General features: G+C 67.7%; 9 protein-coding genes and 1 tRNA gene. 3 read left to right on the forward strand and 7 right to left on the reverse strand.

What is annotated here, in order from left to right:
- Positions 1 to 269 (forward strand): LytR C-terminal domain-containing protein (locus ELR45_RS13820; protein WP_165367759.1); only part of this gene is annotated, 269 nt, incomplete at its 5' end.
- A 24-nt stretch (positions 270 to 293) separates the two neighbouring features.
- Here ELR45_RS13820 and ELR45_RS13825 read toward each other — a convergent pair.
- The 3 genes from ELR45_RS13825 to tadA all read right to left on the reverse strand — a co-directional run bounded on the left by ELR45_RS13825 (position 294) and on the right by tadA (position 2,772).
- On the reverse strand, positions 294 to 1,787 hold the full coding sequence (locus tag ELR45_RS13825) for a potassium/proton antiporter (RefSeq protein WP_129666898.1): 1,494 nt from the start codon (positions 1,785 to 1,787) through the stop codon (positions 294 to 296).
- A gap of 319 nt (positions 1,788 to 2,106) precedes the next feature.
- Positions 2,107 to 2,193: transfer RNA gene (locus ELR45_RS13830), tRNA-Ser, on the reverse strand.
- 90 nt (positions 2,194 to 2,283) lie between these two features.
- Positions 2,284 to 2,772, reverse strand: a complete 489-nt coding sequence (gene tadA / locus ELR45_RS13835; protein WP_240759692.1) for a tRNA adenosine(34) deaminase TadA — start codon at positions 2,770 to 2,772, stop codon at positions 2,284 to 2,286.
- Between the two features lie 121 nt (positions 2,773 to 2,893).
- Here tadA and upp point away from each other — a divergent pair, with 121 nt between their 5' ends.
- Positions 2,894 to 3,535: a uracil phosphoribosyltransferase gene (gene upp, locus ELR45_RS13840; RefSeq protein WP_129666900.1), complete on the forward strand. Its 642-nt coding sequence runs from the start codon at positions 2,894 to 2,896 to the stop codon at positions 3,533 to 3,535.
- Positions 3,536 to 3,652: 117 nt separating this feature from the next.
- On the opposite strand, the gene ELR45_RS13845 is transcribed toward upp, so the two are convergent.
- Genes ELR45_RS13845 through ELR45_RS13855 form a run of 3 tightly spaced genes read right to left on the reverse strand, consistent with a single transcriptional unit; the run spans position 3,653 to position 6,518 of the window.
- Complete coding sequence (locus ELR45_RS13845; RefSeq protein ID WP_129666901.1) at positions 3,653 to 5,023, reverse strand: NAD(P)(+) transhydrogenase (Re/Si-specific) subunit beta; 1,371 nt, start codon at positions 5,021 to 5,023, stop codon at positions 3,653 to 3,655.
- Positions 5,020 to 5,391 (reverse strand): NAD(P) transhydrogenase subunit alpha part 2, encoded by a 372-nt coding sequence (locus tag ELR45_RS13850; RefSeq protein ID WP_129666903.1) that lies wholly within the window; start codon positions 5,389 to 5,391, stop codon positions 5,020 to 5,022. Before ELR45_RS13850 ends, ELR45_RS13845 begins: the two co-directional genes overlap by 4 nt.
- A complete protein-coding gene (locus ELR45_RS13855) occupies positions 5,391 to 6,518 on the reverse strand; it encodes an NAD(P) transhydrogenase subunit alpha (protein WP_129666905.1) in 1,128 nt (375 codons plus the stop codon). The genes ELR45_RS13850 and ELR45_RS13855 overlap by 1 nt, the downstream gene beginning before the upstream one ends.
- A 248-nt stretch (positions 6,519 to 6,766) precedes the next feature.
- Between ELR45_RS13855 and ELR45_RS13860 the strand changes: the two genes are divergently transcribed.
- A complete protein-coding gene (locus ELR45_RS13860; protein WP_129666907.1) occupies positions 6,767 to 6,961 on the forward strand; it encodes a hypothetical protein in 195 nt (64 codons plus the stop codon).
- A 295-nt stretch (positions 6,962 to 7,256) separates the two neighbouring features.
- On the opposite strand, the gene ELR45_RS35185 is transcribed toward ELR45_RS13860, so the two are convergent.
- Entirely contained in the window at positions 7,257 to 7,514 is a 258-nt protein-coding gene (locus ELR45_RS35185; protein ID WP_165367760.1) for a hypothetical protein, read from the reverse strand.
- Positions 7,515 to 7,626 lie beyond the last annotated feature (112 nt).

A 7,626-nucleotide genomic window follows, 5' to 3' on the forward strand; every position in this document is an offset into this window, starting at 1 on the left:
AGCAGGTGGCGTCCGAGATGCGCGATCGCGGATTCACGATCCTCGACGTGGCCAATGACCCTCTGGAGGAGTCGGTCGAGGAATCAGCGGAGATCCGGCTGCATCCGGAGATGGAAGCGGCGGCGGGCCTGGTCGCGGCGATGGTGCCGGGTTCAGTCCTGGTGCGTGACGAGCGCTCGTCCGAATCCGTGGACCTCGTGATCGGCGAGGACTTCGAAGGGCTCGACGACATGCCGGAGCCCGACGCGACGGCCGATTCCTGCGCATGAGGTGCCCGCCGGGTACGGCCCCGGTCAGCGGCCCTCCTCGCCGAACCAGCCGGCCAGCCGGCCTCGCCTACCCACCGCTCGTAGCCGGCGCTCGGTAGCCGCGCGTAGCGAACGAGGCGCGACGATGAGGATCTCGTCGCCGTACCGCAGCTTGGTGCGTTCATCCGGGACCTCGGTCTGCTCATCTCGCACGAGCAGCGGAACGGTCACACCGGGCGGGAGCCTGAGCTCGCTGATGGTGACGCCGTGCAGTTGTGACCGGGGCGGTACCCGGACCTGGATCAGGTCGGCCTCCACCCGTTCCAACGGAGCCGACTCGAGCTCGGCATCATGGGCGTCGACGCCCGGCGCTACGCCGAGCCGGTTCGCCAGCCATGGCAGCGCTGGCGCCTGGAGCAGCGTGAACAACACCGCAACGATGAATACGACGGCGAACAGCCAGTCGGCGTCCTCGACGTTCTCGGCGAGGGGGATGGTGGCCAGCACAACCGGGATCGCCCCACGCAGGCCGGCCATCGACAGGAAGAGCTGTTCGGGCAGGCGGAGTCTGAAGAGAACGGTCGACACCCACACGGCGATCGGCCGGGCGACGAACGTCAGCACCACACCGGACACGACCGCCGCCAGGAAGGCCCCGGGCATCTCCGATGGAACAGCGAGAAGGCCCAGCATGACGAACAGGCCGATCTGCGACACCCACGCCAGCCCTTCCGCGAAGGAACGAGTGGCGGCGCGGTGCGGGAGCCGTGTATTGCCGAGGACCAGAGCGGACACGTAGACGGCGGCGAACCCGCTGGCCTGGGCGAACGCACCGATCGAGTAGGCGAGCACGGTGAGGGTCATGATCATCAGCGGGTATAAGCCGGGCGTGGGCAGCGCGATGCGATGCAGCATCATCGAGCCCAGCCGTCCCACCGCGTACCCGATTCCGGCGCCCGCGAGCAGCTGGTAGAGGATCAAAAGGACCACGATCAACGGGCCGTCGTCGGCGGCCTGGTTCGTGCTGATCAGAACGACGAGAACGATGGTGGGCGCGTCGTTCAGCCCGGACTCCGCCTCCAGGGCGCTCGACATGCGCTTGGTCAGCGGGACGCGTCGCAAGGTGGAGAAGACAGCGGCGGCGTCGGTGGGCGCGAACACCGCGCCGAGCAAGATGGCCAGGGTCCAGTTCAGTCCGAACACGTAGTGCCCGAGGAGCGCGACGAGGGCGGTGCTGACACCGACGCCGACCGTGGCCAGCACCACACCGACTCCCAGGGATGGACGCACCTCGTCCCAGCGCGTCGTCAGTCCACCTTCGGACAGGATGATGATGAGGGCTGCGTAGGCGAGGGACTGCGCGACATGCGGGTCATCGAACTGGATCCCCAGCCCGCTCTCCCCCAGCGCGACCCCGATCAGCAGGTAGAGCACCAGGGTCGGCAGACCGAACCGGACGCTGGCGCGCACGGCGAGGACCGCGGCGACTAGGACTAGCGCGCCGACCAGTAGGAACACGTTGAGCGATGGAACGTCCACGCGTGCCCTTTCTTCCCCGTCCGTCTAGCCTGCCATGACCTGCGGTGCGCACGCTGCAGATGCGAAGAGCCCGCCCCGGCGTGGTCGTCGGAACGGGCTCTTGCATGGCACGGTGCGGCGGGGCCATCCCCGCGCACGAAACGACGAGACGGATTGTGCTCACTCGACGTGAGCACAATCACATGTGGTCGTCGGGGCACGCCACGAAAACCACATGCACCGGCTGGTCCTGTTTGCCAGATACCGGCGACTCAAGGAAGCCGTTGGCTCCCTCTCGCCGCCGGTGTGGCATGACCCGCCGGCCGCCCGTCCATCTCAGCGGTAGCGGTGGGATTTGAACCCACGGAGGAGTTGCCCCCTCACACGCTTTCGAGGCGTGCTCCTTAGGCCGCTCGGACACGCTACCGTCGTCGAGGGTACCGGAGACGGCGCCGTCAGGTGAAATCGGCTCGGCTCGTGCCCTGCCATCCAGGACGGCAGGGCACGCGTGGATGATTCAGTGCTCCCGCCGGCCGGTGAAGAACGAGTTGAGCACGGCGGAGCACTCATCGGCGAGGACGCCGCTGATCACCTCGGGCCGATGGTTCGAACGCCGGTCCCGCAGTAGGTCCCAGAGCGATCCCACCGCGCCGGCCTTCGGATCCGTCGCCCCGTAGACCACGGTCTGAACCCGCGCCAGCGCCAAGGCCCCGGCACACATGGCGCACGGTTCCAGCGTGACGACGACTGTGACACCGTCCAGCCGCCAGGTTCGTCTGTTGGCAGCCGCGTCCCGCAGCGCCAGCACTTCGGCGTGGGCGGTGGGATCCTGATCGACTTCACGGCGGTTGTGTCCGCGGCCGATGACCCGTCCGTCCGTGCCGAGGATGACGGCGCCCACCGGGACGTCGCCTACCTCCAGCGCGTGGGCCGCTTCCTCCAGCGCCTCGCGCATCGCCGGTGCATGCGTACGGAGCAGCGCGGCGCTGAGTTCCGGGGACGCCATAGTGCGAAGTCTAGGGCCCCCTGGAACGGCGCCGGAGTGGCCGTGGGCATGGACGCCGAACGCGGGCAGATGGACGCTGCCGGGCAGCCACGTCGTGGCGTGTGCATGGCATGCTGTGCTCATGCGCCTGCTTGACGTTGACCACCCGCTCGTTGCCCACAAGCTTGCCGTGCTCCGGGACAAGAACACGAACTCGGCGACGTTCCGCCTGCTGACCGATGAGCTGGTGACGCTACTCGCCTACGAGGCGACCAGGGACGCCAGAGTCGCCGAGATTCAGGTCGAGACTCCAGTCGCGCAGGCGCGCGGGGTGAAGCTGTCCTCCCCGAAGCCCATCGTGGTGCCGATCCTGCGGGCCGGGCTCGGGATGCTGGACGGAATGACGCGGTTGCTGCCGACAGCTGAGGTCGGATTTCTCGGCATGATCCGCGACGAGGAGACGTTGCAAGCCACCACCTACGCCAATCGGCTGCCGGACGACCTCACCGGCCGTCAGTGCTATCTGCTCGATCCGATGCTGGCGACCGGCGGCACGCTGGCGGCATCGATCGGATACCTCGCCGCGCGGGGCGCGAACCACATCACGGCCGTCTGCTTGCTGGCCGCGCCGGAAGGGCTGGAGCTGGTAGACCGGGAGACGGCGGAGATCGGTGTGCCGATCACGATCGTGACCGCCGCCGTCGACGAACGACTCAACGAGAAGGGGTACATCGTCCCCGGCCTCGGTGATGCTGGGGATCGCCTCTACGGCCTGGCCGAGTAAGCGTACCCAAGGGTCCACGCGGCCTAAGCGCCGCTGCAGCAAGCTTCCACGCTGTCGCTATGGTGACAGCAAGCTTCCACGCGGCCTAGCCGCCGCTGCAGCAAGCGTCCACGCGGCCTACAGCATCTTGACGGCGGACACGATGCCGGTCAGGGACTCCTTCGCATCTCCGAACAGCAGCGTCGTCCTCGCGTTGTAGAGCAGCTCGTTCTCGATTCCCGCGAACCCGGGCCGCATCGACCGCTTGAGGAAGACGACCGCCTGCGACTGGTCGACGTCGAGGATAGGCATGCCGTAGATGGGCGATCCGGGAGAGTCGCGGGCCGCCGGGTTGACGACGTCGTTGGCGCCCACCACGAGCGTGACGTCTGTGGTGCGCAGCTGGCCGTTGGCCGTGTCCATCTCCAGCAACTGTTCGTACGGGACATTGGCCTCGGCGAGCAGCACGTTCATGTGACCCGGCATCCGGCCGGCTACGGGATGGATGGCGTAGGCCACTTCGATACCCCGGCTCTGCAGCAGTTCGGCAAGTTCCTGGATGGTGTGCTGCGCCTGCGCGACGGCGAGGCCGTACCCGGGGACCACCATGACCTTCTGGGCATATCCGAGCATGATGGCGACGTCGTCGACCGCGGCCGTCCGGACGGGGCGCTCGGAGACGTCACCGCCGCCGGCCGTGGAGCCGCCTTTGAAGGCGCCGAACAGGATGGAGCTGATGGAACGCCCCATGGCCTGCGCCATGAGCCGGGTCAGGATGGTGCCGCTGGCGCCGACCAGCGTGCCGCCGATCAGCAGCAGAGCATTGCCGAGCACGTAGCCGCCGGCGGCTACCGCGATGCCGGTGGCGGCGTTGAGCAGGGAAATCACGATCGGTACGTCGGCGCCGCCGACCGGCAGTACCAGGAGCACACCGACAACGAGCGCGACCAGTCCCAGGACCGCCGCCAGCCAGGCGGTCTCGCCATCGCCGGCGTAGAGGAAGACCGCGAGAACCAGCGTGGCGACGAGTGACAGGCTGAACAGCGTCGGTCCCGCCGGTGGCGTCACCGGGCGAGTGGTGATCAGCTCCTGTAGCTTCAGGAACGTCACCACGGAACCGCTGAACGCGATGGTGCCTACCGGCACCGTGAGGACCGCCGCGGCCAGTGGGAAGACGGTGTCGGCCGTGGACAGTTCCAGGGACGCCACCAATGCCGCGGCGCCGCCGCCCACGCCGTTGAACAGCGCCACCAGCTGGGGCATGGCAGTCATCGCGACCCGGCGAGCGGCAGGAACGCCGATCGCGCAGCCGACCACGATCGCGCCGATGATCCAGGGCAGGTTGTCCAGGTCGTAGGCGATGAAGGTGACCACCATCGCCACCAGCGCGGCGACGGCGCCGAGCAGGTTGCCGCTTCGGGCGGTCTTCGGGGAGGAGAGCCCTTTGAGGGCGAGAACGAAGCAGACGGCGGCCGCGAGGTAGGCCAGTTGAGCCCAGGTATCGATCACGCGCCGCCTCCCAGGGACGTGGATCCGCCTGTCGAGGCATCGCCGGGAGGCCCTTCACCATTCGAGCCCGGTGGGCCACCTGCCGGTGCCTTCTTGCCTCGGAACATCTCCAGCATCCGGTCGGTGACGACGAACCCGCCGACGAGGTTCAGCGTCGCCAGCACGGTGGCGACGACCCCGATGGCCAGCTCGATCCCGCCGTCGGCATGGCCGGTGACCAGGACCGCTCCCACGAGGATGATGCCGTGGATGGCGTTGGCGCCGGACATCAGCGGAGTATGCAGCGTCGACGATACCTTGGAGACGACCTCGTATCCGGTGAACGCGGCCAGGACGAAGATCGTCAGGAGCGCTATCTCCGAGTCCATCAGCCCTCCTCTGCCAGCGCCGCCCGGGCGGCCTCATGCCGCACGGCGCCTTCATGGGTGACGCATACGCCGTCGATGATCTCGTCGTCCAGGTCGACGGTGACCGTGCCGTCGCTGGTCATCAGTAGTACGAGGTTGACGAGGTTGGCGGCGTACAGCCGGCTGGCGTGGACCGGAAGCTGGCTAGGCACGTTGAGTCCGCCCCACAGCAGGGTCCCGCCCACGGTGGTGTCCTCACCCGGTCTGCTGCCTTCGACGTTTCCTCCGGACTCCGCTGCGAGATCGACCACGACACTGCCGGGTTTCATCGCCTCGATCGCGCCCCGTTCGACGAGCAGTGGCGCAGTCCGTCCCGGCACGGCCGCGGTGGTGATCAGCACGTCGGCGGCGGACACGTGGGGCGCGAGCAGGTCGCGCTGCTGCTGTGCGCGTTCCTCGGTCATCTCCCGCGCGTAGCCGCCGGCGCCTTCCAGGCTCGGCAGGTCGAGTTCGACGAAGCGTGCGCCGAGGCTGCGGATCTCCTCGGCGGCGGCCGCGCGGACGTCGTAAGCCTGTACCCGCCCGCCGAGCCGCCGGGCGGTCGCGATCGCCTGGAGCCCGGCGACTCCGGCGCCGAGCACCAGCACCTGGGCCGGCGGGACGGTGCCTGCCGCCGTCATCGACAGCGGGAAGAAGCGGGGCAGCCGCTCGGCGGCGACGAGCACCGCGCGGTAGCCGGCGACCAGCGCCTGCGAGGTGAGTGCGTCCATGGACTGCGCCCGGGAGATCCGGGGGACCAGCTCCATGGCGAACGCCGTGACGTTGGAATCGCGCGCTGCCTTGACGACCCCCAGCTCGCTCGCGGCGGACAGGAAGGACAGCGTGACGGCGCCGGGTTTCAGTTCCACGAACCGCGGCGGCTCCAGCGGCTGCACGGACAGCACGACGTCGGCGCCTTCCAGCGCGTCGTTGTCGGTCACGGCCGCACCGGCGGATCGGTAGTCGTCGTCGCTATGGAAAGCGGTGCGCCCGGCACCGGCTTCCACAGCGACATCGAGGCCGGCTCCGGTCAATCGGCCGACCAGTTCGGGTACCAGAGCGACCCGTCTCTCATGCTCGCGGGTCTCGCGTACGACGGCTACCTTCATCGCTGTCCGACGTTCGTGGACGCGGCGTGCCCGTGCCGTCGGTGGGCGCTAGATATTCTCGTGGCGCCTGCTTGCACAACTACGAACAAATTGCTCGAACCTCCCACGCTGGAGGACCTTGGAGCTGTCATTCTGGCACATCAGTGAGCGTGCTTGGAGAGAGGAATGTCCGCGGCGTTGCCCGCGCCGTGGGTAGGCATAGACTGGGGCTTGAGTACGAAAGAGCCGGCGCGATGAGAGGTACGGCCATGGCGAAGAACACACCTGTTGTGGTCGGCGGCATCGCCGTCGGCGTGATCATCTTCCTGCTGCTGCCAGGCTGGTTGAAGCTGCTCGCGTTCGTCGCGATCGTCGGCATCCCGGCCGCTGGCTATCTGATGCTCGACCCGTCTCAGCGTCGCCGCCTCAAAGAGCAGCGTCGCCGTCGACGTATCGGTCCCTGATCTACTCTTCGAGTTCTGCCAAGGTCGCGCGGATTGGGCGAAGGGATCACCAGGCTCAAGCCCAGCCGGGCCAGAGACCGACCGGGCCCGATGTACGCGACGTAACCAGTCGCCTGGTGATCCTTCGGCCCGATCCGCGCGACCTCTAAACGGCGCTCACGGCCCGTGCCGGATGACTCTTTCCGTACTGTGAAGAGCTGGGTCCTGGCCCATCGCGGCACGAATGTGTCATCCGACACAGAACGCTCGTCCATCTGGACAACGAGACCCTGCGGCGGGTCTCTGGCGCAGAGCGCTAGGAGGCGTCAGGCTCCGCGTCCATAGTGCCGTCCGGCCGCAAGGTGTAGTAGGTGCTGTGGCCGCTGGGGTACTCCGTCGCAACCGTCAGGCTGCGCTCGAGCTTTTCCGCACGGTCCATGAGGATGCGTAAGACGGCGATGTTCGTGGCGTCCTCCGCCGCGGGTTCAGCGGAGTCCCCGATAAAGAGTGTGAGCGCTCCACCGTCATCGACGACGATCTTCGCTTGGGTCGCGGTGTCCGTGTCTACTGCCATGGTTGAGCTGTCCCCCCGGTGGCGGTCGGTCAAACTTGTTCGGGAAACCAAGGCGCACACTATGCGAAGTTTGCGCTGTTGGGTAGTCGGTAGTTTGTATAGATTTGTCCCT

The organism is Phytoactinopolyspora endophytica, from assembly GCF_004138495.1.
GTDB lineage: Bacteria > Actinomycetota > Actinomycetes > Jiangellales > Jiangellaceae > Phytoactinopolyspora > Phytoactinopolyspora endophytica.